The following is a 24,666-nucleotide window of genomic DNA, read 5'->3' as shown; positions in this document are numbered from 1 at the left end:
GATTCCCTGGACGGACCTGCACCATGAGTGACGCCAACAGCGCCCTGATCACCCGTTTCTACCAGGCCTTCCAGCGCCTGGACGCCGAGGCCATGGTGGCCTGCTACAGCGATGACATCGTTTTCAGCGACCCGGCCTTTGGCACTTTGCGCGGCAAGGATGCGGGTGACATGTGGCGAATGCTGGCCGCCCGGGCCAAGGATTTCTCCCTGACTTTCGACAGCGTGCGTGCGGATGCACGTGGTGGCAGTGCCCATTGGGTCGCCACCTACTTGTTCAGCCAGACCGGGCGTACGGTGGTCAACGACATCCAGGCCCGTTTCGTGTTCCGTGACGGGCTGATCTGCCAGCACGACGACAGCTTCGACCTGTGGCGCTGGTCGCGCCAGGCGCTCGGCATGCCAGGCGTACTGCTGGGCTGGTCGCCGGTTGTGCGCAACAAGGTGCGCCACCAGGCGCTCAAGGGCTTGCGCGCCTATCAACAGGGAGCGCAAGTGCCACGTGGCTGAGGAACAGCAAACGCTGGCCAAGCCCTGGTATGTCTACCTGGTACGGGCCGCCAATGGCTCGTTGTATTGCGGCATCAGCGACGATCCGCAGCGGCGCTTCCAGAAGCACTGCAAAGGGCAGGGCGCGCGTTATTTCAAGACCAGCCCTGCCCAGGCGCTGGTTTATGTCGAGCAATGGCCGGACAAGGGCCAAGCCCTGCGTCAGGAGCGACTGGTGAAGAAGCTGCGCAAGTCGGCGAAGGAGGCGCTGGTTGCCTCCTTCGCCCAGGCTGCGAGTGGGCTCAGTCCTTGCGACGCTTGAGCTGATCGATCAGTTGCGTCGGCAGGCCCTTGATCACCAGGGTGCCGGCCTCTTCGTCGTATTCGATCTTCGAGCCCAGCAGGTGCGCTTCGAAGCTTATCGACAGCCCTTCGGCACGGCCGGTGAAGCGGCGGAACTGGTTGAGGGTGCGTTTGTCCGCAGGAATTTCCGGCGACAGGCCGTAGTCCTTGTTGCGGATATGATCGAAGAAGGCCTTGGGGCGATCTTCGTCGATAAGGCTCGACAGTTCCTCCAGGGTGATCGGCTCGCCCTGTTTGGTCTGGCTGGTGGCGTATTCGACCAGGGTCTGGGTCTTCTCGCGGGCGGCTTCCTCGGGCAGGTCCTCGCTTTCGACGAAATCGCTGAACGCCTTGAGCAGGGTGCGGGTTTCGCCCGGGCCGTCGACGCCCTCCTGGCAGCCGATGAAGTCGCGGAAGTAATCCGACACCTTCTTGCCGTTCTTGCCTTTGATAAAGGAAATGTACTGCTTGGAGTGCTGGTTGTTCTTCCACTCCGACAGGTTGATGCGCGCGGCCAGGTGCAATTGGCCAAGGTCCAGGTGCCGCGATGGGGTGACGTCCAGTTCGGCGTTCACGGCCACGCCTTCGCTGTGGTGCAGCAGGGCGATGACCAGGTACTCGGTCATGCCTTGCTGATAATGGGCGAACAGCACGTGGCCACCCGTGGAGAGGTTGGACTCTTCCATCAGCTTCTGCAGGTGCTCGACTGCGATGCGGCTGAAAGTGGTGAAGTCTTTTTCTTCTTCCTGGTACTGCTTGAGCCAGCCACTGAGCGGGTAGGCGCCGGATTCTCCGTGGAAGAAGCCCCAGGCTTTGCCCTGTTTGGCGTTGTAGCTGTCGTTGAGATCGGCCAGGAGGTTTTCGATGGCGTCCGACGCCGCCAGTTCGGTGTCTCGCGCATGGAGCACGGCGGGGCTGCCGTCGGGCTTCTTGTCGATCAGGTGAACGATGCAATGACGGATTGGCATGGAATTCTCTGAAAGTGGGTGAGCGGTGCGAGGCCGCGCTGCAAAGTCGCTCAGTTTACCGCAGGGTGGGGGTGATGCAGTGGCCAGATATTGGCGGAAATGACTGTTGTTCGTTTTTTGTGCAAAAAACCGATGATTTCGGGCAAACCCCCGAAAAACCTGAATAAAATCACGGTCGACAGCGGATATTTCCTGATTCCTGTGTTAGCTTTGCGCCGTCTTGCGCCCCTTGGGGTGGCGCATTGCTGGCAGCTCGCTTGCGTCGTGTCGAACCAAACGCTGATTTTCGTATCTACATACGCGATTGGCGAGGCTCGCCGGACCTTCCGCGCAGGCCCGATAACGATGAAGCACGCTGCATACCTCTGATTTGATAGGGAAGGAACACCACCATGGCATTGACCAAAGACCAACTGATTGCCGACATCGCTGAAGCCATCGACGCGCCGAAAACCACCGCGCGCAACGCCCTGGAGCAACTGGGCCAGATCGTCGCCGACCAACTGGAAAACGGCGCTGAAATCACCCTGCCAGGCATCGGCAAGCTGAAAGTCTCCGAGCGTCCTGCCCGTACCGGCCGCAACCCTTCGACTGGCGCTGCCATCGAAATCGCTGCCAAGAAAGTCGTCAAGTTCGTACCGGCCAAGGTCCTGAACGACGCCATCAACAAGTAATTGTCGATGCTTCATTGAAACCGCGCCCGGCCTGTCCGGGCGCGGTTTTTTCATGCCTGCGGTTTGCCCCTGGCGCCATGCCAGGCCTTGCGTGCGTCCTCCTCGAGGAAGCTCCAGGCGACCATGCGGCTCTGCTTCTGCCCCTGGCCCATCTCGATGATGCGCTGGGCTTTCACCCCCGCTTTGTTCAGCGCCGCTTCGATACCGGGGACGTTGCTGGCCTTGGACACCAGGCTGGTGAACCACAGCACCTGCCCGCCGTACTGCACGCTTTCGTTCACCAGTTGGGTGACGAAGCGGATCTCGCCGCCCTCGCACCACAGCTCGTTGTTCTGCCCGCCGAAGTTCAGCACCGGCAGCTTGCGGGTGGGATCCTGCTTGCCCAGGTTCTTCCATTTGCGCTGGCTGCCACGGGTGGCCTCCTCGCGCGAGCTGTGGAAGGGTGGGTTGCACAGGGTCAGGTCGAAGCGCTCGTCGCCCTGCAGCAGGCCGCTGAGGATGTGCTTGCGGTTGGCCTGCTGGCGCAGGGTGATGGCCTTGGTCAGGCCATTGGCCTGGACGATTGCCCTGGCCGAGGCCAGCGCCGTGGTGTCGATGTCCGAGCCGAGGAAGCGCCAGCGGTAATCGCTGTAGCCGAGCAGCGGGTAGATGCAGTTGGCGCCGACGCCGACGTCCAGTGCCCGCACCTGGGCGCCACGGGGTATTTCACCGGCGTTGTCCCCGGCCAGCAGGTCGGCCAGCACATGGATGTAGTCGGCACGGCCGGGAATCGGCGGGCAGAGGTAGTCGGCGGGGATGTCCCAGTGCTGGATGCCGTACTGCGCCTTGAGCAGGGCGCGGTTGAACACCCGTACCGCCTCGGGGTTGGCGAAGTCGATGCTGGGCTTGCCGTGGGGGTTGGTGATGGTGAAGCGGGCCAGATCAGGATGGGCCTTGATCAGGCTGGGGAAGTCATAGCGGCCCTGGTGGCGGTTGCGCGGGTGCAGGGTGGGTTTGTTCTGGGTCATGCTCGTGTCCGGTGTCGCTTGCACTGGCCAGAGGCCGCAGGGTGGCCCATTCGCGGCCAAGGCCGCTCCCACAGGATCGAAGACAGCCCATTCCTGTGGGAGCGGCCTTGGCCGCGAACGAGGGCGAAGCCCTCGCCGGTCAGTTCAGCAATGTCAGGTTACAGCGCAGCGATCCGCGCATGCTGCTCGGTGAAGTTGGCCAGGGCCTGCTCCGACTCGGCCAGCTTGGCACGTTCCTTCTCGATCACCGCAGGCGGTGCCTTGTCGACGAAGGCGGCATTGGACAGCTTGCCGCCGACGCGCTGGACCTCGCCCTGCAGGCGCTGGATTTCCTTGTTCAGGCGCGCCAGCTCGGCATCCTTGTCGATCAGCCCGGCCATCGGCACCAGCACTTGTAGGTCACCGACAAGCGCGGTGGCCGACAGCGGCGCTTCGTCCTGCTCGCCGAGCACGGTGAAGGTCTCGACCTTGGCCAGCTTCTTGAGCAGCGCTTCGTTTTCCTGCAGGCGGCGCTGGTCGTCGGCGTTGGCGTTCTTCAGGAACAGCGGCAGCGGCTTGCCCGGGCCGATGTTCATCTCGGCGCGGATGTTGCGCAGGCCGACCATCAGCTCCTTGAGCCACTCGATGTCACCTTCGGCGCCCGCATCGATGCGGCTCTCATTGGCCACTGGCCACGGTTGCAGCATGATGGTCTTGCCCTGGATGCCAGCCAGCGGCGCGATGCGCTGCCAGATCTCCTCGGTGATGAACGGCATGAACGGATGCGCCAGGCGCAGCACCACTTCGAGCACGCGCACCAGCGTGCGGCGGGTGCCGCGGGCTCGTTCGACCGGCGCGTTCTCGTCCCACAGCACCGGCTTGGACAGTTCCAGGTACCAGTCGCAGTACTGGTTCCAGACGAACTCGTACAGCGCCTGGCTGGCCAGGTCGAAGCGGAACTGCTCGAGCTGACGGGTGACCTCGGCTTCGGTGCGCTGCAGTTGCGAGATGATCCAGCGATCGGCCAGCGACAGCTCGTAGGCCTCGCCGTTCTGGCCGCAGTCCTCGCCCTTGTCCAGCACGTAGCGGGCGGCGTTCCAGATCTTGTTGCAGAAGTTGCGATAGCCTTCGACGCGGCCCATGTCGAACTTGATGTCACGGCCGGTGGAAGCCAGCGAGCAGAAGGTGAAGCGCAGGGCGTCGGTGCCGTAGCTGGCGATGCCTTCGGGGAACTCGGCCTTGGTCTGCTTGGCGATCTTCTCGGCCAGCTTGGGCTGCATCATGCCGCTGGTGCGCTTTTCCAGCAGCGCTTCAAGGGTGATGCCGTCGACGATGTCCAGCGGGTCGAGCACGTTGCCCTTGGACTTGGACATCTTCTGGCCCTGGCCATCGCGCACCAGGCCGTGCACGTACACGGTCTTGAACGGAACCTGCGGGGTGCCGTCCTCGTTCTTGATCAGGTGCATGGTCAGCATGATCATCCGGGCGACCCAGAAGAAGATGATGTCGAAGCCTGTGACCAATACGTCGGTGGAGTGGAATTTCTTCAGGAACTCGGTCTGCTCCGGCCAGCCAAGCGTGGAGAAGGTCCACAGGCCCGAGCTGAACCAGGTGTCGAGCACGTCGTCGTCCTGGCGCAGGGTGACGTCGGCGCCCAGGCCGTGCTTGGCGCGGACCTCTTGCTCGTCGCGGCCGACATAGACCTGGCCGGCCTCGTCGTACCACGCCGGGATGCGGTGGCCCCACCACAGCTGGCGGCTGATGCACCAGTCCTGGATGTCGCGCATCCAGGAGAAGTACATGTTCTCGTACTGTTTGGGTACGAACTGGATGCGGCCGTCTTCCACGGCGGCGATGGCAGGTTCTGCCAGCGGCTTGGTGGAGACGTACCACTGGTCGGTCAGCCACGGTTCGATGACGGTGCCGGAGCGGTCGCCTTTCGGCACTTTCAGGGCGTGGTCGTCGACGCTGACCAACAGGCCCTGGGCGTCCAGGTCGGCGACCATCTGCTTGCGCGCGACGAAGCGGTCGAGGCCGGCGTACTGCGTAGGCAGGCTGGTGTCGAGTTGTTCGTTGACACTGCCGTCGAGGTTGAAGGCCTGTACCGCGGCGAGCACGGTGGCGTTCTTGTCGAAGATGTTCAGCAGCGGCAGGTTGTGGCGCTTGCCGACTTCATAGTCGTTGAAGTCGTGGGCCGGGGTGATCTTCACGCAGCCGGTACCGAACTCGGGGTCGCAGTAGTCGTCGGCGATGATCGGGATGCGGCGGCCGACCAGCGGCAGCTCGACGAACTTGCCGATCAGCGCCTGGTAGCGCTCGTCGCTCGGGTTGACGGCGACGGCGACGTCACCGAGCAGGGTTTCCGGACGGGTGGTGGCGACCACCAGGTGGTCCTTGCCCTCGGCCGTGGTGGCACCATCGGCCAGCGGGTAGCGCAGGTTCCACAGGTGGCCCTTCTCGTCGTGGTTTTCCACCTCGAGGTCGGAAATCGCCGTGTGCAGCTTGGTGTCCCAGTTGACCAGGCGCTTGCCGCGGTAGATCAGGCCGTCTTCGTGCAGGCGCACGAAGGCTTCCTTGACCGCCTCGGACAGGCCGTCGTCCATGGTGAAGCGCTCGCGGCTCCAGTCGACCGACGAACCCAGGCGACGGATCTGACGGCTGATGTTGCCGCCGGACTGGTCCTTCCACTCCCAGACCTTTTCCAGGAACTTTTCGCGGCCCAGGTCATGACGGTTCTGGCCTTTCGCCTCGAGCTGGCGCTCCACCAGCATCTGGGTAGCGATGCCGGCGTGGTCGGTGCCTGGCTGCCACAGGGTGTCGCGACCCTGCATGCGGCGGAAACGGATCAGGGCGTCCATGATCGCGTTGTTGAAGCCGTGGCCCATGTGCAGGCTGCCGGTCACGTTCGGCGGCGGGATCATGATGGTGTAGGACTCGCCTGCACCTTGTGGGGCGAAATAGTTCTCGGACTCCCAGGTGTTGTACCAGGAAGTTTCGATGGCGTGCGGCTGGTAGGTCTTATCCATGCGCGGCGGGACCCTTAGGCATAAATACGGAAAAGCCGAAGAGTATAACGGAGCCGGGAGTTTCAGGCGACAAGCTGCGAGCGTTGTGCATGCCTTGCGGACGAGGTGCGGCCTTCGCGGGTAAATCGCAGCGGCGAAGGCCGTACCGTGAATGTTCGTGCTTACTCGGAGCGCTTGATCAACCGCTCCATCCGCGCTTCGAGGCGACGCTTGATCTCGGTCTCGATGTGCGGGGTGAAATCGTTGATCACGTCCTGCATGATCGACTGCGCAGCCGCGCGCAGCTCTGCATCGAGGTGCAGCAGGGTGTCCTGGCGGCGCGCCTGGGCATCGTCTTCGGGCGCGGCGGCAGCCGGTTGCTCGACCGCCGCGGCAGTGCCGGCGGGCTCATCGAGCAACAGCGGGATCTGTTCGACGGTCTCGGTCAGCAGCGGCGGTTGCAGGTCGGCGTCGCCAAGCAACTGGCGAATCGACTCCAGGTCGTCGAGCAGGTGGGCGGATTGGGTGAGCGAAGCGGGTTTGTCCATCGTCGTCAAAGTCGCTGTAAGCGGTGGTCTTGCAGAGCATAGCCCTGTTCACGGTAGAAACGGAACCGTTCGCGGGCCGACTGGCGGATGCTGGCCTCCTCGACGACGATCTCGGCAACCCGTTCGAACTGGCCGACGAACCCCGGTACGTCGGCGCCCAGGTTGATCAGCAGGTCTCGGTGCTCTCCGGCACTGTCGCCCAGGCCCAGTGCAACACGGGCATCGGCATGCTGCTCGGCCAGGTCGTGGGGCACGAAGGCCTCGCCCTTGAAATGCCACAGGCGTTGGTCCAGCGCGCTGCGCTGTGCGTCGTTCTGGCAGTGCAGGTAGACCCGGTGACCGAGCCGCCAGGCTTTTTCGCAGAGCTTGCAGGCGAAGTCCAGGCGTGCGTCAAGGGAGTCGCTGGGGAGGATGTAGAAGTCGACTTTGCTCATGATCGGTCAGGGTGAGCTGGGTGGAGGAGTGTCCGGGGCGGCCTCATCGCGGGGCAAGCCCGCTCACAAAGGTCATGCGCAGCCGACAGCGCTGCGCTTGACCCGATGAGGCCGCCACGGTCCTGCGCCATCAGACGCCCGCGCGATCCAGCAGGTACTGGGTCAGCAGCGGCACCGGACGGCCGGTGGCGCCCTTGTCCTTGCCACCGCTGACCCAGGCGGTGCCGGCGATGTCCAGGTGAGCCCAGCTGTAGTTCTTGGTGAAGCGCGAGAGGAAGCAACCGGCAGTAATGGTGCCGGCCTTCGGGCCGCCGATGTTGGCGATGTCGGCGAACGGACTGTCCAGCTGCTCCTGGTATTCGTCGAACAGCGGCAGCTGCCAGGCACGGTCATCGGCGTGCTTGCCGGCATCGAGCAACTGGCCGACCAGATCGTCACTGTTGCCCATCAGGCCGGAGGTGTGGCTGCCCAGGGCGACGATGCAGGCACCGGTCAGGGTGGCGATGTCGATGACTGCCTGCGGCTTGAAGCGTTCGGCGTAGGTCAGGGTGTCGCACAGCACCAGGCGCCCTTCGGCGTCAGTGTTGAGGATCTCGACGGTCTGCCCGCTCATGGTGGTGACGATGTCGCCCGGGCGGGTGGCGCCACCGCTCGGCATGTTCTCGGCGCAGGCCAGCAGGCACACCAGGTTGATCGGCAACTGCAGTTCGAGCACGGCGCGCAGGGTGCCGAACACACTGGCGGCACCGCCCATGTCGTACTTCATCTCATCCATGCCGGCGCCGGGCTTGAGGCTGATGCCGCCGGTGTCGAAGGTGATGCCCTTGCCGACCAGCACGAACGGCTTGTCGCTCTTCCTGGCGCCCTGGTACTGCATGACGATCAGGCGTGGCGGCTGGTCGCTGCCCTGGCCCACGGCGTAGAACGCGCCCATGCCCAGGTCCTTGATCTTCTTCTCGTCGAGCACTTCGACCTTCAGGCCCTTGTGCGCCTTGCCCAGCTCCTTGGCCTGCTCGGCGAGGAAGCTTGGGTGGCAGATGTTCGGCGGCAGGTTGCCCAGGTCGCGGGTCAGGCTCATGCCGGTGGTGATGGCGGTGGCGTGCTTGACCGCGCGCTCGACTTCGCCGAGGCCGGCCTTGTCGGCGAGCAGGGTGACTTTCTTCAGTGCACGGGGTTCGGCCTTCTGGCTCTTGAAGCGGTCGAACACGTAGGTGCCGTCGAGCAGGGTTTCGGCCAGCAGGCGATATTTGCCGTAGTGACCGTCACGGTTGGTCACGGCGATGTCGTCCAGGGCCAGCACGGCGTCGGTGCCGGCCAGATTGCGCAGCACACCGGCGACACTGGCGACCAGCTTGCGCCAGGTACGGTCGCCCAGCGCTTCGTCCTTGCCGCTGCCGACCAGCAGCACGCGGTCGGCCTTCAGGCCCGGCAGGTTCTGCAGCAACAGGGTCTGGCCCGGCTTGCCGGCCAGGTCGCCGCGCTTGAGCAGGGCACTGATGGCGCCATCGGTCGCCTGATCGACGGCCTTGGCCACGTTGCCAAGCTTGCGGCCTTCACCGACCGGCACGACCAGGGTGGCGGTTTTCACGGATGCTGCGGCTACGGTCTTTACAACCAGTTCCATGTCAGGTTCCCCGAATGATCTTTGCAATTGGCCACTGCAGCACGATAGGTGCGGCAGGCCTGGCCGCGTGGTCGCGGGCCAGTGGAAAAGCAGCCAGTTTGAGCCTGCCGCCGCCTTGCTGACAACCCCGGTCTATGCTTTTGCGGGGCCGTGTGCGCTATACAGGTGGGGCTTTGCCGCATTTTTGCGGGCGTGACAACTGCTGTCATGCGCCGCCAAGTGACAGGCGCGCCCAATCACAGGATAATGCGCGCACTTTTACATGGAGGTTCGCCTCGGGCGAACCGGCATGGGTCTTGGCTGTACTAAGTCATTGTCTGGCAATCCGCCCCTGACAACCCAGGAGTGTCTGGTTTGATCGTCTTTCGTTATCTGTCCCGCGAGGTCCTGGTGACCTTGAGCGCCGTCAGCGCCGTGCTGCTGGTGATCATCATGAGCGGACGCTTCATCAAGTACCTGGCCCAGGCGGCCCAGGGTGCGCTCGATCCGGGCGTGCTGTTCCTGATCATGGGCTTCCGTCTGCCGGGCTTCCTGCAGTTGATCCTGCCGCTGGGGTTGTTCCTCGGCATCCTGCTGGCCTACGGCCGTCTCTACCTGGAGAGCGAGATGACCGTGCTCTCGGCCACCGGCATGAGCCAGCAGCGCTTGCTGACGCTGACCCTGGTGCCGGCTGCAGTGGTTGCACTGGTGGTCGCCTGGCTGAGCCTGAGCCTGGCCCCGCTGGGTGTCGCCCAGGTGCAGAAGATCATCGCCCAGCAGGATGCGCTGACCGAGTTCGATACGCTCGTGCCCGGTCGCTTCCAGACCCTGCGCGACGGTACCCGCGTGACCTACACCGAGCAGATGTCCGACGATCGCGTCAATCTGGGTGGCGTATTCATATCCGAGAAGCGCTTCAACCAGGACAAGACCAAGGACCGCGCACCGTCGGTACTGGTTGCGGAAAAAGGCCATCAGGAAGTGCAGCCTGACGGCAATCGCTACCTGATCCTGGAAAATGGCTATCGCTATGATGGCAACCCAGGCCAGGCCGACTACCGGGCGATCAAGTACGACACCTATGGCGTGCTGCTGCCCAAGCCCGAAGTCAGCGAAGAGGTCACCGAGCGCGAAGCCATTCCGACCACCGACCTGTTCGGGCATGACGGCCTGCGGGAGCGCGCCGAGCTGCAATGGCGCCTGTCGTTGCCGCTGCTGGTATTCATCGTGACCCTGCTGGCGGTGCCGCTGGCCAAGGTCAACCCGCGCCAGGGCCGTTTCCTCAAGCTGCTGCCGGCGATTCTCCTGTACATGGCCTACCTGACGATGCTGATCTCCGTTCGTGGCGCCCTCGAAAAGGGCAAGTTGCCGATTTCCCTGGGCATCTGGTGGGTGCATGCGCTGTTCCTGCTCATCGGCCTGGGGCTGATGTACTGGGAGCCACTGCGCCTGAAGATGGCCGAGCGTCGTGCGGGGGTGGTCCATGGTTAAGATCGACCGCTATATCGGCCAGAGCGTGCTGCTGGCGATCCTCGCTGTGCTGGGTATCATCCTCGGGCTGGCCTCGCTGTTCGCCTTCATCGACGAGATGGGCGACCTGAGCGACACCTACACCCTGCTCGACGCCAGCAGCTATGTGCTGTTGACCGCCCCGCGCCGGCTCTACGACATGCTGCCGATGGCGGCACTGATCGGCTGCCTGATCGGCCTGGGCAGCCTGGCCAGCAGCAGCGAGCTGACCATCATGCGTGCGGCCGGCGTGTCCATCGGCCGTATCGTCTGGGCGGTGATGAAGCCGATGCTGGTGCTGATGCTGGTCGGCCTGCTGATCGGCGAGTACGTCGCGCCAGTGACCGAGAACAAGGCCCAGGCCGAGCGTTCGCTGGCCCAGGGCGGTGGCGAGGCGCAGAGCTCCAAGCGCGGCATGTGGCACCGTCAGGGCGAGGAGTTCGTGCACATCAACTCGGTACAGCCCAACGGCCTGCTGCTGGGTGTGACCCGCTACCGTTTCGATGACCAGCGCAAGATCGTCAGCTCCAGCTTTGCCCGTCGCGCCCTGTACAAGGATGAGCGCTGGGTGCTGCATGACGTCAACACCACCTTCTTCCGTGGCGATCACACCGAAGTGGTGCAGGCGCCCGAGGAGACCTGGGACGTGTCGGTGACGCCCGAGCTGCTCAACACCGTGGTCCTGCCGCCTGAGTCGCTGTCGATCACCGGGTTGTGGGAGTACATCCACTACCTGGCCGACCAGGGCCTGAACAACGCCCGCTACTGGCTGGCGTTCTGGACCAAGATCCTGCAGCCGGCGGTGACCGCTGCGCTGGTACTGATGGCGATCTCCTTCATCTTCGGCCCGCTGCGTTCGGTCACCCTCGGCCAGCGCGTGTTCACCGGCGTACTGGTGGGCTTCGTGTTCCGCATCGCCCAGGACCTGCTGGGGCCATCGAGCCAGGTGTTCGGCTTCCCGCCGTTGCTGGCGGTGGTGATTCCTGCAGGGATCTGTGCACTGGCGGGGGTGTGGCTGTTGCGCCGGGCCGGCTGACGGCCTGAGCTGCACGACAAAGCCGACCTCAGGGTCGGCTTTGTTTTTTGCCGCGATCGGTGCGCGTGGGCAGCACGGGCTTCATTTCTTCTGCTTGGGAATCCGCACCAGCTGGGTTTCGGAATAGATGTCGTGCCAGCTGCGCTTGCGCTTGTCGAACAGCGACCAGATGAACCCAAGCCCCAGGCACAGCCACGAGGCGATCGACACCACGAAGCGCAGCAGCGCCTGCCACAGGCTGATCGCGCTGCCGTCGGCATTCTGCACGCGCACGCCCCACACCTGCATGCCCAGGGTCTGGCCGCCATGGGTCCAGAACTTGGCGAAGAAGCCGAACAGGGCGAACAGCAGTACCGTGGACAACAGCGGGTCGCCATCGAGCGCGCCGGCCTCGGTCAGCTCACGCATGCGCGCCTCGCCGATGATCGACATCTGGATCAGCTTGTAGATACCTGCCGTGACGATCAGCAGGGCAGTGCACAGGAGGAAGTCGTAGAACATTGCCGCCAGGCGGCGCCCAAGGGCGGCGGGGGGGAAATCGCCCTGGGGGGTGAGTGGACGCTTGGACATGCAGGACGGCTCCGGGATGGAAAGCCCTCATTCTATGGAATTGCAGGCACAAAAAAGCCCCTGCGCGTCAACGCAGGGGCTTTTTTACAGAAATCAGCCTTCTGCTTGTACTTCGTCAGCCTGCATGCCTTTCTGGCCCTGCACAGCAACGAAGGTGACTTTCTGGCCTTCTTTCAGGCTCTTGAAGCCGTTGCCCTGGATGGCACGGAAGTGAACGAACAGATCCGGACCGCTCTCTGGAGTGATGAAGCCGTAACCTTTCTCGTCATTGAACCACTTGACGGTACCGTTCTGACGCTCAGCCATTTTCTTATTTCCTATGAATCTTCAGATAGTGATTTCAGTTTCTTTCGCATCGAAAAGACGAAAGAGTACTGGGGCTGGGTTGCAGGAAAGTAAGAGACGTCGAACGGGTTGTAGCAAATTGCGGCTACTGGCCCAGGTCACGAACTGTTGCGACCCATGCAAACACAGTGAGATGACTCTACGCCAACTCCGGCGACAAAAACAAGCCCTCCACGGTGCCCTGCCCGAGGCTTTTGCCGATTACCGACAAAATTGTCGGAAACGGCATGGCGCCTGGCCTGGCGCCATGTTCAAAAGTTATTGCACAGGTTCGTAAACGAATAAGCGAACTGTTGCCAGATCGCTTTCAACCCCGGTAGTAACGTTGCGCCACGAAAGGCATTTTGCTGACTTTCAAGGCAACTTGCTTGCCGCGCACCAGCGCGAACAGTGGTGTCTCCAGTGCGGTATGTTCGTTATCGACATAACCCATCGCCACCGGGGCGCCGAGGGTCGGTCCGAAGCCTCCGCTGCAGACCTTGCCGACCGGGTTGCCGGCCGCATCGACGATCTCGGCACCCTCGCGAACCGGCGTGCGCTCCTGTGGCAGCAGGCCAACCCGCTTGCGGGGCACCCCTTGACGCTGTTGGGCGAACACCGTTTCAGCGCCCGGGAAGCCACCGGCGCGTGCGCCGTCGGCGCGACGTACCTTGGAGATCGCCCACAGCAAGCTGGCTTCGATGGGGGTGGTCTGGGTGTCCATGTCGTGGCCATACAGGCACAGCCCGGCTTCCAGGCGCAGCGAGTCGCGCGCGCCCAGGCCGATGGGTTGCACCTCGGGCTCGGCCAGCAGGCGTCGGGCCAGGGCCTGCGCAGCGGCGGCCGGCACCGAGATTTCGTAGCCGTCCTCGCCGGTGTAGCCCGAGCGGCTGACGAAGCAGTCCTCGCCCAGCAACTGCAGTGGCCGGAACTGCATGAACGTCATGCTGGCCGCTTCCGGTGCCAGGCGCTCCAGTACCTTCACCGCCGCCGGACCTTGCAGGGCCAGCAGGGCACGTTCCTCGAACAGTGGCTGGATATCGCAGCGCTGGCCGATGTGCCGTTGCAGGTGCGCCAGGTCCTGCTCCTTGCAGGCGGCATTGACCACCAGGAACAGGGTGTCGTCGCCCAGGTTGGCGACCATCAGGTCGTCGAGGATGCCACCCTGCTCGTTGGTGAACATGGCGTAGCGCTGCATGCCCACCGGCAGGTCGATGATATCCACCGGCACCAGGCTTTCCAGGGCCTGGGCCGCATCGCTGCCGCGCAGCACGATCTGGCCCATGTGCGAGACATCGAACAGCCCCGCCTGCTCGCGGGTGTGCAGGTGCTCCTTGAGTACCCCCAGCGGATACTGCACAGGCATGTCGAAGCCTGCGAACGGCACCATGCGTGCGCCCAGTTCCAGGTGAAGGGCGTGCAGCGGGGTCTTGAGCAGTGTTTCGGACATCGGTGACTCCTTGGTTTTTGTTCGGGTCAACATTCGATGATGTTGACGGCCAGACCGCCGCGGGCGGTCTCCTTGTATTTGCTTTTCATGTCGGCGCCGGTCTGGCGCATGGTGCGGATGACCTTGTCGAGCGAGACGAAATGCTGGCCGTCGCCGCGCAGGGCCATGCGTACGGCATTGATCGCCTTGACCGAGCCCATTGCGTTGCGCTCGATGCAGGGCACCTGGACCAGCCCGCCGATCGGGTCGCAGGTCAGGCCCAGGTTGTGCTCCATGCCGATTTCGGCGGCATTCTCGACCTGTTGCACCGTCCCGCCCATCACTTCGCAGAGAGCACCGGCAGCCATCGAACAGGCCACGCCGACTTCGCCCTGGCAGCCGACCTCGGCGCCTGAAATCGAGGCGTTTTCCTTGTACAGGATGCCGATTGCCGCGGCAGTGAGCAGAAAGCGCACCACACCGTCTTCGCTGGCGCCGGGCACGAAGCGCATGTAGTAGTGCAGCACGGCCGGAACGATGCCCGCCGCGCCGTTGGTGGGCGCGGTGACCACACGGCCGCCGTGGGCATTTTCCTCGTTGACCGCCAGCGCGTAGAGGTTGACCCAGTCGAGCACCGACAACGCATCGCGCAGGCTGGCTTCCGGGTGGCGGCTGAGCTGGCGGTAGAGCGCCGGCGCGCGGCGCTTGACCTTGAGCCCGCCGGGCAGGATGCCCTCATGACGGTAACCGGCCTCGACGCAATCCTGCATGACTTGCCAGATATGCAGCAGGCCGCTGCGGGTTTCCTGTTCCGGGCGCCAGGCGGCCTCGTTGGCCAGCATCACCTGGCTGATCGACAGTTGCTGCGCGCTGCAGTGCCCGAGCAGTTCCCTGGCGGTCTTGAACGGATAGGTCAGTGCGGTGCTGTCCTCGACGATGCGGTCCTGCCCGGCAGCGTCCTCGTCGACCACGAAACCGCCGCCCACCGAGTAGTACTCGCGGCTGCGAATCTGCAGCCCGGCGGCATCGAAGGCGCGAAAGATCATGCCGTTGGGATGGTAGTCCAGCGGCTTGCGGATCATCGCCAGATGCTGCTTCTCGACGAAGTTGATCGGATGCTCGCCGAGCAGGCGCAGGTGGCCGCTGTCGCGGATGGCCTGCAGGCGTGCGGGGATGGAGTCGGTGTCGACGCTGTCGGGGTGCTCACCCTCCAGGCCCAGCAGTACCGCCTTGTCGCTGCCGTGACCCTTGCCGGTGGCGCCGAGCGAGCCGTAGAGCTCGGCCTTGACGCTGGCGGTGGCGGCCAGCAGGCCGTCACGGCGCAGCCCTTCGGCGAAACGTGCGGCAGCGCGCATCGGGCCGACGGTATGAGAGCTGGAAGGGCCGATGCCGATCTTGAACAGGTCGAAGACGCTGAGTGACATGCTGACCTCCTGCCAAGTTCGGCGGGTTGATGGGAAGAGCCTGCGGGAGCGGGTTTACCTGCGAATGCGGCGGTGAGTCCAACATTGCATTCGCGGGCAGACCCGCTCCCACAGGGCCAAGAAGCTATCAGATGTCCTGATAGCTCTCGATCGACGGGCAGGCGCAGACCAGGTTGCGGTCGCCATACACGTTGTCGACCCGGCCGACCGGTGGCCAGTACTTGCTCTCGACCAAACTCGGCAGTGGATACACAGCCTGCTCGCGGCTGTAGCCGTGGGACCATTCGCCGACCAGTTCCGCCGCGGTGTGCGGGGCGTTCCTGAGCGGGTTGTCGTCCTTGTCCAGGCTGCCGTTCTCCACGGCACGAATCTCTTCGCGGATCTGGATCATCGCGTCGCAGAAGCGGTCCAGTTCCTCCTTGGACTCGCTTTCGGTCGGTTCGATCATCAGCGTGCCCGCAACCGGGAACGACATGGTCGGGGCATGGAAACCGAAGTCGATCAGGCGCTTGGCCACGTCATCGACACTGATGCCGCTGGTATCCTTGAGCGGACGCAGGTCGAGGATGCATTCGTGGGCGACCAGGCCATTGCCACCGGTGTACAGCACAGGATAGTGCTCTTCCAGGCGACGGGCGATGTAGTTGGCATTGAGGATGGCCATCTGCGAGGCGCGCTTGAGACCGGCGCCGCCCATCATGCGAATGTACATCCAGGTGATCGGCAGGATGCTGGCGCTGCCGAACGGTGCGGCGCAGACGGCGCCGGCGGTGTTCTCCAGCGCGGCATGGCCAGGCAGGAACGGCGCCAGGTGCGACTTCACGCCGATCGGGCCGACACCCGGACCGCCACCCCCGTGGGGGATGCAGAAGGTCTTGTGCAGGTTCAGGTGCGAGACGTCGCCGCCGAACTTGCCCGGGGCGCACAGGCCGACCATGGCGTTCATGTTGGCGCCGTCGATGTACACCTGGCCGCCGTTGTCGTGGATGATCGCGCAGATCTCGCCGATGGCTTCCTCGAACACGCCGTGGGTCGACGGGTAGGTGATCATGATCGCCGCCAGGCGCTCACGGTGCTCGATGGCCTTGGCGCGCAGGTCGTCGATGTCGACGTTGCCACGGGCGTCGCAGGCCGTGACCACCACGCGCATGCCGGCCATGTTCGCGGTGGCCGGGTTGGTGCCGTGGGCCGATGACGGGATCAGGCAGATGTCGCGGTGGCTGTCGCCGCGGCTGCGGTGATAGGCACGAATGGCCAGCAGGCCGGCGTACTCGCCCTGCGAACCGGCGTTGGGTTGCAGCGACACGGCGTCGTAGCCGGTGGCGGCGCAAAGCATGGCCTCGAGCTCGCTGGTCATCTGCAGGTAGCCCTGGCTCTGGGCGGCCGGGGCGAAGGGGTGCAGGTTGCCGAATTCGGCCCAGGTCACCGGGATCATCTCGCTGGCGGCATTGAGCTTCATGGTGCACGAGCCCAGCGGAATCATGCTGCGGTCCAGCGCCAGGTCCTTGTCGGCCAGGCGTCGCAGGTAGCGCATCAGCTCGGTTTCGCTGTGGTAGCGGTTGAACACCGGGTGTTCGAGAATCGCCGATTGGCGCAGCAGTGTCGTCGGCAGGCGCGGGCTGTGGCTGGCGGCGAGGGCGGCGAAGTCCGGCAGGGCCTGACCGTTGGCGAACAGCGCCCACACGCCCTCGACATCGGCCTGGGTGCTGGTTTCGTCCAGCGACAGGCCCAGGTGGCCGGCATCCACCTGGCGCAGGTTGAAGCCTTTGGCCCGGGCCTGCTCGTGCAGGCTGGCGGTCGTGGCGCCCGTGGCCAGGGTCAGGGTGTCGAAGAAGTCAGCGGTGATGACTTCGGCGCCGAGCCTGGCCAGACCCGCAGCGAGAATTGCGGTGAGGGCGTGGGTGCGCTCGGCGATGCGCTTGAGGCCGGCCGGGCCGTGGTAGACGGCATACATGCTGGCGATGTTGGCCAGCAGTACCTGGGCGGTGCAGATGTTGCTGGTGGCCTTTTCGCGACGGATATGCTGCTCGCGGGTCTGCATGGCCAGGCGCAGGGCTGTCTTGCCGAAGCGGTCGATCGATACCCCGACCAGACGGCCCGGCATGTCGCGCTTGAAGGCATCGCGGGTGGCGAAGTAGGCCGCGTGCGGGCCACCGAAGCCCAATGGCACGCCGAAGCGCTGGGCGCTGCCGATGGCCACGTCGGCGTCGAATTCGCCAGGCGGAGTGAGCAGGGTCAGGGCCAGCAGGTCGGCGGCCACGGCCACCAGGGCACCGGCGCCGTGCAGGCGCTGGACCAGCTCGCGGTAGTCGAACACATCACCATTGCTTGCCGGATATTGCAGCAGGGCACCGAAGAAGATGCTGACATCGTTCAGCTCGCGCTCGTCGCCGACCACGACCTCGATGCCCAGCGGTTCGGCACGGGTGCGCAGGACGTCGAGGGTCTGCGGGTGGCAGTGCACGGAGGCGAAGAAGGCGTGGCTGCCCTTGTTCTTCGACAGGCGCTTGCAGAAGGTCATGGCTTCGGCTGCGGCGGTGGCTTCGTCGAGCAGCGAGGCGTTGGCGATCGGCAGGCCGGTGAGGTCGCTGATCAGGGTCTGGAAGTTCAGCAGCGCTTCCAGGCGACCCTGGGAGATTTCCGGCTGGTAGGGGGTATAGGCGGTGTACCAGGCCGGGTTTTCCAGAAGGTTGCGCAGGATCGGTGCCGGGGTGTGGGTGTTGTAGTAGCCCTGGCCGATGAAGCTCTTGAACAGCTGGTTCTTGCCGGCGATGGCCTTGAGGGCGGCGAGGGCATCGGCCTCGCTCTGGCCGTCATGGCTGCCGAGCACGCTGGTGCCCTTGATGCTGTCGGGAATGACTGCAGCGGTCATCGCCTCGAGCGAGTCGAAGCCCAGGGTGGTGAGCATGGCCTGTTCATCGTCGCTGCGCGGGCCGATGTGACGGGCGATGAATTCGTTGGCGGTGCCGAGGTTGATGGTCATGGTGGCAATCCTCAGGCGTCGTCGTTGGCTTTGAGCAGGCGGTCGTAGGCGTCCTGGTCGAGCAGGGCGGTCACTTCGTTCATGTCGGCGGGGATGAAGCGGAAGAACCAGCCTTCGCCCAGCGGGTCTTCGTTGACCTGTTCAGGGCTGTCGTTGAGGCCTTCGTTGACCGCGACCACTTCGCCGTTCAGCGGCATGTACACACCGCTGGCGGCCTTGACCGATTCAACCGTGGAGGCTTCGGCGCCTTTTTCGTACGACTGCAGTTCCGGCAGTTGCACGAAGACCACATCGCCAAGGGCGTTCTGGGCGTAGGCGGTGATGCCTACGGTGACGCTGCCGTCAGCTTCAACGCGCAGCCATTCGTGATCTTCGGTGAAACGCAACTCGCTCATGGGAAATCCTCGGGAAGCAGGGGCGTTGGGCGCGATGGGTCGCGCTCTTGGGTGAGGAATCACTTAGCAATAATGCGGCCATTTCAATAAATTACTTAAAAATCAATAAGTTAAATATTTATTGATGCTGTGGAAGCAATAGCCTGTAATGAAAACGATACAGGCGGACAGGAGAGGAAAAGGTGAAGGGGATCAAACCCTTGGAAAAGCGGAACCGTGGGGGTGTGTACTCGATTCGATACGGTGTATTCAATTCGATACGGATGGAGGCGACCTATCGCGGTGCAAGCCCGCTGCTCCACCCTTTGTGGGAGCGGGCTTGCCCCGCGATGAGGCCGTCTCAACCCTTGCCTGGAATACCGTACTTGCGCAACCGCTGGGCAATGGCGCTGTGCGAGGTGTGCAGGCGTGCCGCCAACTGGCGGGTGGAGGGGTGGCTGCTGTACAGGCGCTGCAGCAGCTCGCGCTCGAAATCCGCCACTGCTTGCTCCAGGCTCGCCACTTCGCCTTCCTGTCCGCGTGCCACCGACGTGCCGGCGATGTCCAGGTCGTCGATGTCCACCAGGTTGCTCTCGCAGATCGCCGCTGCGCGAAAGATCACGTTCTGCAACTGGCGCACGTTGCCGGGCCAGGGGTTGGCCAGCAGCGCCGGGTGCGTTGCCGGGGTCAGGCGACAGGATGGACGCTGGATCTGGGTGCAGGCCTGCTGCATGAAGAAGTGCGCCAGCGACAGGATGTCCTGGCCACGCTCGCGCAGTGGCGGAACCTGCAGGTTGAGCACGTTCAGGCGGTAGAACAGGTCTTCGCGGAAGGTGCCCTCGGCGACCATGCGTTCCAGGTTGCGGTGGGTGGCGCTGATGATGCGCACGTCCACCTTCACCTCGCGGTCGCCTCCGACCCGACGGAAACTGCCGTCACTCAGGAAGCGCAGCAGCTTGGCTTGCAGGTAGGGCGACATCTCGCCGATTTCGTCGAGGAACACCGTGCCCTGGTTGGCCAGCTCCATCAGCCCCGGCTTGCCACCGCGTTGTGCCCCGGTGAAGGCGCCGGGGGCGTAGCCGAACAGTTCGCTCTCGGCCAGGCTTTCGGGCAGCGCAGCGCAGTTGAGGGCCAGGAACGGTGCGCCCTGGCGGCTGCTGACGGCATGGCAGGCGCGGGCCACCAGCTCCTTGCCGGTACCGGTCTCGCCATGTACCAGAAGCGGTGCGTCCAGGGTGGCGACGCGCAGGGCACGAGCCTTGAGGGTGCGGATGGCCGGTGAGTCGCCAAGCAGGGAATCGAAGCCCTCGGCGTGATCATGGTGCAGCGCCGACAGGCGTTCGCCCATGCGATTGGGTGGGTAAAGGGTGAGCAGGCCACCGGCGTTGGTGATCGGTGTGGCATCGAGCAGCAGGCTCTGGCCGTTGAGCTGCATCTCGCGCATCGGCAAGTGGAAGTTGTTGTCGAGCAGGGCCTGGAGCAGGTCGCTGTCGCCGAACAGTTCACCCACCGTACGCCCTGCCGATTCACGGCCGCACAGGGCGATCAGCGCGGGGTTGGCCAGCAGCACCTTGCCGGCGCTGTCCACGGCCAGCACCGGGTCGCTCATGGCCGCGAGCAGGGCGTCGAGCTGCAGGTGGCGGCGCTGGCCGGGGAGGATGTCGACCACTTCCACCGACTGCACGCCGCGGACTTCGAACAGTGCGTCATGCAGTTCCTCGAGCACGGCGGGGCTGAGCGTCGGCGCGTCGATATAGACGTTCGGCGGTACCATCTCCACGGCATCGAGGTTGAGGTTGCGGGCACCGAGCAGGGCCAGGACTTCCTGGGTAATGCCGACGCGGTCGATGAAGCTGACGTGGATGCGCATGGGGGCAACGGGCTTGGGGAAAGGCCGTCAGTATGCCACTGGCAGGCGGGAAGGCCCAATCGCCCCGACTTGCCCCGCGATGGCAGTATCAGGGGTTACCCAGGTGCTCCGGCTTGATCGGATCGCCGGATTTCACGTCGAGTGTCTGGCGGATATCCTCGAACATGTAGTCGTAGAGCTTGTGCGGCGAAGCCAGGCTCTCGAACTTCTTCGGCGGCGCAAGGTAGGACTGGGCCTTGCGGCTCAACACCATGAGGAAACTGGGCAGCACCTGGTCCTTGGCCAGGAAGAACTTCTCGTCGACCGGCTTGCCCTCGATGCTGCCGTGCATGCGGAAATGAATGCCGCGCCCCTCCTGCGGATCCTGGGCAGCCTCGTACTCGATATTGAGATCGTAGCTGTGGTCGTTGTTGTTGAGCGCGGTACGCTCGATATGTACATGACCGGGTTCGTACTTGGCCATGGAAGGCTCCTTGGATAGGTTGAACATGGCCGGTGCCGGGCACCGGCCAACTGCACTCAACGGTAGCTGATACCTGGCGTGCGGGTCGAGACCCGCGTGCCGGCGGTGCCCTTTACGATTTCTTCGATGTTTTCCAGTGAGCTGATCATCGCAACCTTGCCGGTGTGGCGGGCGAAATCGCAGGCGGCCTGCACTTTCGGCCCCATGGAGCCTGCGGCGAAGCCAAGCTTTTCCAGCTCGTCGGGGTGCGCCTGGGCGATGGCCTTCTGCGTCGGCTTGCCGAAATCGATGTAGGCGGCATCGACGTCGGTGGCGATGATCAGCAGGTCGGCCTCGAGCTGTTCGGCCAGCAGCGCCGAGCACAGGTCCTTGTCGATCACCGCCTCGATGCCCTTTAACTTGTGGTTTTCGTCGTACATCGTGGGAATGCCGCCGCCGCCGGCGCAGATGACGATGCTGCTTTTTTCCAGCAGCCACTTGATCGGGCGGATCTCGAAGATGCGCTTGGGTTTGGGGCTGGCAACCACACGACGGTACTTGTCGCCGTCGGCCTTGACCACCCAGCCTTTCTCCTTGGCCAGGCGCTCGGCCTCCTGCCTGTCGTAGACCGGTCCGATGAATTTGCTCGGATCCTTGAAGGCCGGGTCGTTGGCGTCGACCTCGACTTGCGTCAGCAGGGTGGCGAAGGGCACCTCGAAGTCCAGCAGGTTGCCCAGCTCCTGTTCGATCATGTAGCCGATCATGCCTTCGGTCTCGGCACCGAGCACATCCAGCGGGTAGGCTTCGTCGGGCTTGTAGGCCTGGCCCTGGAGCGACAGCAGGCCGACCTGCGGGCCATTGCCGTGGGCGATCACCAGTTCGTTGCCCGGGTAGATCTTGGCGATCTGCTCGGTGGCAGTGCGGATATTGGCGCGCTGGTTGTCGGCGGTCATCGGTTCGCCGCGGCGCAGGAGGGCGTTGCCGCCCAATGCAACAACGATACGCATGGGGAATGTCCTTCAGAAAATGTTCAAGGGGCGGCTAAGGCCTGTGGGAGCGGGTTTACCCGCGAAGCCGGCGACGCGGCGCATGGCACCGGCTATGCCGGTGTTCGCGGGTAAACCCGCTCCCACAAAAAACCGCCCCTGGGGAGGTAGCCGTCAGAGATCGGCCAGGGTCGATACCAGGATCGCCTTGATCGTGTGCATGCGGTTTTCCGCCTGCTCGAAGGCGATGCAGGCCGGCGACTCGAACACGTCGTCGGTCACTTCGATGCCGTTGGCCAGGTGCGGATACTGCTCGGCGATCTGCTTGCCGACCTTGGTCTCGGAGTTGTGGAAGGCCGGCAGGCAGTGCATGAACTTGGTGCGCGGGTTGCCGGTAGACTTCATCAGCTCGCTGTTGACCTGGTAGGGCAGCAGCTGCTTGATCCGCTCACCCCAGGCATCGACCGGCTCGCCCATCGACACCCAGACGTCGGTGTGGACGAAGTCGACGCCCTTGACCGCTGCCTTCGGATCTTCGGTGAGGGTGATGCGTGCGCCGCTTTCCTCGGCGTACTGCTTGCAGCGTTGCACCAGGTCGTCATGCGGCCACAGGGCCTTGGGCGCGGCGATACGCACGTCCATGCCGAGCTTGGCACCGATCAGCAGCAGCGAGTTGCCCATGTTGTTGCGCGCATCGCCCAGGTAGGCGTAGCTGATGTCGTGCAGTGGCTTGTCGCTGTGTTCGCGCATGGTCAGCACGTCGGCGATCATCTGTGTGGGGTGGTACTCGTCGGTCAGGCCGTTGAACACCGGTACGCCGGCGAACTTGGCCAGTTCCTCGACGATTTCCTGCTTGAAGCCCCGGTATTCGATGGCGTCGTACATGCGCCCGAGCACGCGGGCGGTGTCCTTCATGCTCTCCTTGTGGCCGATCTGCGAGGAGTTGGGGTCGATGTAGGTGACGTTGGCGCCCTGGTCGTAGGCAGCGACTTCGAAGGCGCAGCGGGTGCGGGTCGAGGTCTTCTCGAAGATCAGGGCGATGTTGTTGCCCTTCAGGTGCTGCTGCTCGGTGCCGGTGTATTTGGCACGCTTGAGGTCGCGGGAGAGGTCCAGCAGGTAGCGCAGCTCACGGGTGGTGTGGTGCTCGAGGCTGAGCAGGTTGCGGTTGTGGATGTTGAACGCCATGACGGTATCTCCTTGAATGCGGTGAATGCCCGGCCCAAGCCTCGTAGGCGAGGGCGGGATTGAGGGCGTTAGGCTCTGTGCGAAAAGCCTTGATACTCGTTCATGCTGCGTTGAAAACAGCCTCGGAATGCTCATTTACAACCCGTAAACTCCGCTTCCTCGGCTGTTTTCGCCTTGCCTGACCTTCGTCTCAAGACTTTTCACACAGACCCTAGTAGTCGATGGGGTCGCGCACGATCGGGCAGGTCATGCAGTGGCCGCCGCCGCGGCCGCGGCCCAGTTCCCCGGCACTGATGGTGATGACTTCGATCCCGGCCTTGCGCAGCAGGGTGTTGGTGTAGGTATTGCGGTCGTAGCCGATGACCACGCCTGGCTCCAGGGCCACCACGTTGTTGCCGTCGTCCCACTGCTCGCGCTCGGCGGCGAAGCTGTTGCCGCCGGTCTCGACCACCCGCAGTTTCACCCCGAGTTGTTCGCCGACCACCTCGATGAACGACTTGTTCTCGCGGCGCACGTCCATGCCGTAGGGCTTGCTCTCGTCGGGGCGGATGATGAACGGCACGATCTCACGCACCACTTCCGGGAAGACCGTGACCAGGTCGCGGTCGCAGAAGCTGAACACGGTGTCCAGGTGCATCGCGGCGCGTGACTTGGGCAGGCCGGCAACGATGACTTTCTCCACCGCGCCCTGGGCGAACAGGTTCTGCGCCAGCTGGCCGATGGCCTGGCGCGAGGTGCGCTCGCCCATGCCGATCAGCACGACGCCCTTGCCGATCGGCATCACGTCGCCGCCCTCGAGCGTGGCGCCGCCGTGCTCCTTGTCCGGGTCGCCGTACCAGACCTGGAAGTCGGCGTTGGTGAACTCCCTGTGGAACTTGTAGATGGCGCTGGCCAGCAGGGTTTCCTGGCGGCGTGCCGGCCAGTACATGGGGTTGAGCGTGACCCCGCCGTAGATCCAGCAGGTGGTGTCGCGGGTGAACTGGGTATTGGGCAGCGGCGGCAGGATGAAACTGGAGTGGCCGAGGTAGTCGTTGTACATCTTCACCACGTCGGCACCTTCGCTTTGCGGCAGGTCCTGGCCGGCCACGCCGCCAATCAGGAATTCGGCCAGGTGGCGTGGGTCGAGCCCTTCGAGCCAGCTGCGCACTTCGTTGGTCAGGCCGACGCCAACGGTGTTGGGGGTGATCTTGCGGTCGAGGATCCAGGCCAGTGCTTCCTTGTCCTGCACGATGTCGGTCAGCAGGTTGTGCATTTCCAGCACCTCGACGCCGCGCTCGCGCATCTTGGTGACGAAGTCGAAGTGATCGCGCTTGGCCTGGTCGACCCAGATCACATCGTCGAACAGCAGCTCGTCGCAGTTGCTGGGGGTCAGCCGCTTGTGTGCCAGTCCCGGGGCACAGACCATCACCTTGCGCAATTTGCCGGCTTCGGAATGGACGCCGTACTTCTGTTTTTCCGTGGACATGCTGTATTCCTCCAAGAAGAC

General features: G+C 64.0%; 23 protein-coding genes. 6 read left to right on the top strand and 17 right to left on the bottom strand.

Features of this window, described 5'->3' with window-relative positions; all coding sequences use genetic code 11:
* Positions 1-23: 23 nt before the first annotated feature.
* Together AC1TXO_RS21860 and AC1TXO_RS21855 are read left to right on the top strand one after the other, a co-directional pair.
* The gene (locus AC1TXO_RS21860) at positions 24-509 is read left to right on the top strand and encodes a nuclear transport factor 2 family protein (RefSeq protein WP_486403662.1); all 486 of its coding nucleotides are present in this window, start codon (positions 24-26) and stop codon (positions 507-509) included.
* Complete coding sequence (locus AC1TXO_RS21855) at positions 502-810, top strand: GIY-YIG nuclease family protein (protein WP_486403661.1); 309 nt, start codon at positions 502-504, stop codon at positions 808-810. The genes AC1TXO_RS21860 and AC1TXO_RS21855 overlap by 8 nt, the downstream gene beginning before the upstream one ends.
* On the opposite strand, the gene yejK is transcribed toward AC1TXO_RS21855, so the two are convergent.
* On the bottom strand, positions 791-1,798 hold the full coding sequence (gene yejK / locus AC1TXO_RS21850) for a nucleoid-associated protein YejK (protein WP_486403660.1): 1,008 nt from the start codon (positions 1,796-1,798) through the stop codon (positions 791-793). The genes AC1TXO_RS21855 and yejK overlap by 20 nt on opposite strands.
* Positions 1,799-1,897: 99 nt before the next feature.
* Between yejK and AC1TXO_RS21845 the strand changes: the two genes are divergently transcribed.
* Positions 1,898-2,167 (top strand): hypothetical protein, encoded by a 270-nt coding sequence (locus AC1TXO_RS21845; RefSeq protein WP_486403659.1) that lies wholly within the window; start codon positions 1,898-1,900, stop codon positions 2,165-2,167.
* Positions 2,168-2,190: 23 nt separating this feature from the next.
* On the top strand, positions 2,191-2,472 hold the full coding sequence (locus AC1TXO_RS21840; protein WP_054894359.1) for an HU family DNA-binding protein: 282 nt from the start codon (positions 2,191-2,193) through the stop codon (positions 2,470-2,472).
* 50 nt (positions 2,473-2,522) lie between these two features.
* Here the strand turns inward: AC1TXO_RS21840 and rlmF are convergent, their stop codons facing one another.
* The 5 genes from rlmF to AC1TXO_RS21815 all read right to left on the bottom strand — a co-directional run bounded on the left by rlmF (position 2,523) and on the right by AC1TXO_RS21815 (position 9,069).
* Positions 2,523-3,479: a 23S rRNA (adenine(1618)-N(6))-methyltransferase RlmF gene (rlmF, locus tag AC1TXO_RS21835; protein ID WP_486403658.1), complete on the bottom strand. Its 957-nt coding sequence runs from the start codon at positions 3,477-3,479 to the stop codon at positions 2,523-2,525.
* 158 nt (positions 3,480-3,637) lie between these two features.
* A complete protein-coding gene (locus AC1TXO_RS21830) occupies positions 3,638-6,484 on the bottom strand; it encodes a valine--tRNA ligase (protein ID WP_486403657.1) in 2,847 nt (948 codons plus the stop codon).
* A gap of 161 nt (positions 6,485-6,645) precedes the next feature.
* Complete coding sequence (locus tag AC1TXO_RS21825; protein WP_486403656.1) at positions 6,646-7,011, bottom strand: DNA polymerase III subunit chi; 366 nt, start codon at positions 7,009-7,011, stop codon at positions 6,646-6,648.
* A 5-nt stretch (positions 7,012-7,016) separates the two neighbouring features.
* Positions 7,017-7,445, bottom strand: coding sequence for a DNA polymerase III subunit chi (locus tag AC1TXO_RS21820; RefSeq protein WP_486403655.1), 429 nt, complete (start codon positions 7,443-7,445; stop codon positions 7,017-7,019).
* Between the two features lie 130 nt (positions 7,446-7,575).
* Positions 7,576-9,069, bottom strand: coding sequence for a leucyl aminopeptidase (locus AC1TXO_RS21815; protein ID WP_486403654.1), 1,494 nt, complete (start codon positions 9,067-9,069; stop codon positions 7,576-7,578).
* A gap of 354 nt (positions 9,070-9,423) precedes the next feature.
* On the opposite strand from AC1TXO_RS21815, the gene lptF reads away from it, so the two are divergent.
* Positions 9,424-10,539, top strand: a complete 1,116-nt coding sequence (gene lptF, locus AC1TXO_RS21810; protein ID WP_486403653.1) for an LPS export ABC transporter permease LptF — start codon at positions 9,424-9,426, stop codon at positions 10,537-10,539.
* Complete coding sequence (gene lptG / locus AC1TXO_RS21805) at positions 10,532-11,593, top strand: LPS export ABC transporter permease LptG (RefSeq protein ID WP_486403652.1); 1,062 nt, start codon at positions 10,532-10,534, stop codon at positions 11,591-11,593. Before lptF ends, lptG begins: the two co-directional genes overlap by 8 nt.
* Before the next feature lie 81 nt (positions 11,594-11,674).
* Here lptG and AC1TXO_RS21800 read toward each other — a convergent pair whose 3' ends face one another.
* From AC1TXO_RS21800 to arcA, 11 genes are all read right to left on the bottom strand, one after another.
* Positions 11,675-12,163 carry an RDD family protein gene (locus AC1TXO_RS21800; protein WP_486403651.1) on the bottom strand — a complete coding sequence of 163 codons (489 nt, stop codon included), beginning with the start codon at positions 12,161-12,163 and terminating at the stop codon, positions 11,675-11,677.
* Positions 12,164-12,256: 93 nt separating this feature from the next.
* Complete coding sequence (locus AC1TXO_RS21795; RefSeq protein ID WP_046854299.1) at positions 12,257-12,469, bottom strand: cold-shock protein; 213 nt, start codon at positions 12,467-12,469, stop codon at positions 12,257-12,259.
* A 346-nt stretch (positions 12,470-12,815) separates the two neighbouring features.
* Positions 12,816-13,937: a glycine cleavage system aminomethyltransferase GcvT gene (gene gcvT / locus AC1TXO_RS21790; protein ID WP_486403650.1), complete on the bottom strand. Its 1,122-nt coding sequence runs from the start codon at positions 13,935-13,937 to the stop codon at positions 12,816-12,818.
* 26 nt (positions 13,938-13,963) lie between these two features.
* Positions 13,964-15,340: an L-serine ammonia-lyase gene (locus tag AC1TXO_RS21785; RefSeq protein WP_486403649.1), complete on the bottom strand. Its 1,377-nt coding sequence runs from the start codon at positions 15,338-15,340 to the stop codon at positions 13,964-13,966.
* 127 nt (positions 15,341-15,467) lie between these two features.
* Complete coding sequence (gene gcvP / locus AC1TXO_RS21780; RefSeq protein WP_486403648.1) at positions 15,468-18,323, bottom strand: aminomethyl-transferring glycine dehydrogenase; 2,856 nt, start codon at positions 18,321-18,323, stop codon at positions 15,468-15,470.
* Between the two features lie 11 nt (positions 18,324-18,334).
* The gene (gene gcvH, locus AC1TXO_RS21775; RefSeq protein WP_486403647.1) at positions 18,335-18,718 is read right to left on the bottom strand and encodes a glycine cleavage system protein GcvH; all 384 of its coding nucleotides are present in this window, start codon (positions 18,716-18,718) and stop codon (positions 18,335-18,337) included.
* Between the two features lie 340 nt (positions 18,719-19,058).
* A complete protein-coding gene (locus AC1TXO_RS21770; protein ID WP_486403646.1) occupies positions 19,059-20,567 on the bottom strand; it encodes a sigma-54-dependent transcriptional regulator in 1,509 nt (502 codons plus the stop codon).
* 88 nt (positions 20,568-20,655) lie between these two features.
* A complete protein-coding gene (locus AC1TXO_RS21765; RefSeq protein WP_486403645.1) occupies positions 20,656-21,030 on the bottom strand; it encodes a DUF5064 family protein in 375 nt (124 codons plus the stop codon).
* A 56-nt stretch (positions 21,031-21,086) separates the two neighbouring features.
* On the bottom strand, positions 21,087-22,016 hold the full coding sequence (arcC, locus tag AC1TXO_RS21760) for a carbamate kinase (RefSeq protein WP_486403644.1): 930 nt from the start codon (positions 22,014-22,016) through the stop codon (positions 21,087-21,089).
* 153 nt (positions 22,017-22,169) lie between these two features.
* Positions 22,170-23,180 carry an ornithine carbamoyltransferase gene (locus tag AC1TXO_RS21755; protein ID WP_486403643.1) on the bottom strand — a complete coding sequence of 337 codons (1,011 nt, stop codon included), beginning with the start codon at positions 23,178-23,180 and terminating at the stop codon, positions 22,170-22,172.
* Positions 23,181-23,391: 211 nt separating this feature from the next.
* Positions 23,392-24,645 carry an arginine deiminase gene (gene arcA, locus AC1TXO_RS21750; protein ID WP_486403642.1) on the bottom strand — a complete coding sequence of 418 codons (1,254 nt, stop codon included), beginning with the start codon at positions 24,643-24,645 and terminating at the stop codon, positions 23,392-23,394.
* Between the last annotated feature and the right edge of the window lie 21 nt (positions 24,646-24,666).

Source organism: Pseudomonas sp. FA117, from assembly GCF_057370475.1.
The sequence above is the reverse complement of the archived record's forward strand: the minus strand, read 5'-3'. Positions and strand labels throughout refer to the sequence as shown.

Bases quoted from the DNA above. Each gene is read 5' to 3' on its own strand.
- arcC (WP_486403644.1), bottom strand. From the start codon at position 22,016: ATGCGTATCGTTGTTGCATTGGGCGGCAACGCCCTCCTGCGCCGCGGC.
- AC1TXO_RS21815 (WP_486403654.1), bottom strand. From the start codon at position 9,069: ATGGAACTGGTTGTAAAGACCGTAGCCGCAGCATCCGTGAAAACCGCC.
- AC1TXO_RS21765 (WP_486403645.1), bottom strand. From the start codon at position 21,030: ATGGCCAAGTACGAACCCGGTCATGTACATATCGAGCGTACCGCGCTC.
- yejK (WP_486403660.1), bottom strand. From the start codon at position 1,798: ATGCCAATCCGTCATTGCATCGTTCACCTGATCGACAAGAAGCCCGAC.
- AC1TXO_RS21800 (WP_486403651.1), bottom strand. From the start codon at position 12,163: ATGTCCAAGCGTCCACTCACCCCCCAGGGCGATTTCCCCCCCGCCGCC.
- gcvT (WP_486403650.1), bottom strand. From the start codon at position 13,937: ATGTCCGAAACACTGCTCAAGACCCCGCTGCACGCCCTTCACCTGGAA.
- AC1TXO_RS21820 (WP_486403655.1), bottom strand. From the start codon at position 7,445: ATGAGCAAAGTCGACTTCTACATCCTCCCCAGCGACTCCCTTGACGCA.
- AC1TXO_RS21840 (WP_054894359.1), top strand. From the start codon at position 2,191: ATGGCATTGACCAAAGACCAACTGATTGCCGACATCGCTGAAGCCATC.
- rlmF (WP_486403658.1), bottom strand. From the start codon at position 3,479: ATGACCCAGAACAAACCCACCCTGCACCCGCGCAACCGCCACCAGGGC.
- AC1TXO_RS21845 (WP_486403659.1), top strand. From the start codon at position 1,898: ATGACTGTTGTTCGTTTTTTGTGCAAAAAACCGATGATTTCGGGCAAA.
- gcvP (WP_486403648.1), bottom strand. From the start codon at position 18,323: ATGACCATCAACCTCGGCACCGCCAACGAATTCATCGCCCGTCACATC.
- AC1TXO_RS21795 (WP_046854299.1), bottom strand. From the start codon at position 12,469: ATGGCTGAGCGTCAGAACGGTACCGTCAAGTGGTTCAATGACGAGAAA.
- AC1TXO_RS21770 (WP_486403646.1), bottom strand. From the start codon at position 20,567: ATGCGCATCCACGTCAGCTTCATCGACCGCGTCGGCATTACCCAGGAA.
- AC1TXO_RS21825 (WP_486403656.1), bottom strand. From the start codon at position 7,011: ATGGACAAACCCGCTTCGCTCACCCAATCCGCCCACCTGCTCGACGAC.
- arcA (WP_486403642.1), bottom strand. From the start codon at position 24,645: ATGTCCACGGAAAAACAGAAGTACGGCGTCCATTCCGAAGCCGGCAAA.
- AC1TXO_RS21755 (WP_486403643.1), bottom strand. From the start codon at position 23,180: ATGGCGTTCAACATCCACAACCGCAACCTGCTCAGCCTCGAGCACCAC.
- gcvH (WP_486403647.1), bottom strand. From the start codon at position 18,718: ATGAGCGAGTTGCGTTTCACCGAAGATCACGAATGGCTGCGCGTTGAA.
- AC1TXO_RS21830 (WP_486403657.1), bottom strand. From the start codon at position 6,484: ATGGATAAGACCTACCAGCCGCACGCCATCGAAACTTCCTGGTACAAC.
- lptG (WP_486403652.1), top strand. From the start codon at position 10,532: ATGGTTAAGATCGACCGCTATATCGGCCAGAGCGTGCTGCTGGCGATC.
- AC1TXO_RS21860 (WP_486403662.1), top strand. From the start codon at position 24: ATGAGTGACGCCAACAGCGCCCTGATCACCCGTTTCTACCAGGCCTTC.
- AC1TXO_RS21785 (WP_486403649.1), bottom strand. From the start codon at position 15,340: ATGTCACTCAGCGTCTTCGACCTGTTCAAGATCGGCATCGGCCCTTCC.